Raw genomic sequence first — 312 nt, forward strand, 5'->3', positions numbered from 1 at the left:
GGCTCAGACCTTCGAGCCGCTCCAGCGCGGTGCTTCTCTCAATTCGTCACGCTTCTGTTGATCCGGCGATTTGTGTGGCTCGCCGTATTCCACGTGTAACGTGTCATCAAGGCGGTTGGTGGAAGAGCCGCCTTCCTGCGGCGTTTCGTCGAAATGCTTCCACTCGGCACTCTGGAAGCGGAACAGGCTGTCGTCTTCAGGCGCTTCGCGTTCGCGATAGTGGTGGATCGAGTAGTGTGCATATTCGACCTTGTCGCCCCAGTCGGACTGCAGCAAACCGTCTGCCGCCAGATCGCGATACCAGTCGTTTTC

1 protein-coding gene is annotated in these 312 nt (G+C 58.3%); it reads right to left on the reverse strand.

The genetic code is table 11. From position 1 onward, the window contains the following. Positions 1–3: 3 nt before the first annotated feature. The coding region (locus ALO43_RS25815) for a hypothetical protein (protein ID WP_157062366.1) at positions 4–312 on the reverse strand (309 nt) is incomplete at its 5' end.

This window comes from Pseudomonas tremae, assembly GCF_001401155.1.
GTDB lineage: Bacteria > Pseudomonadota > Gammaproteobacteria > Pseudomonadales > Pseudomonadaceae > Aquipseudomonas > Aquipseudomonas tremae.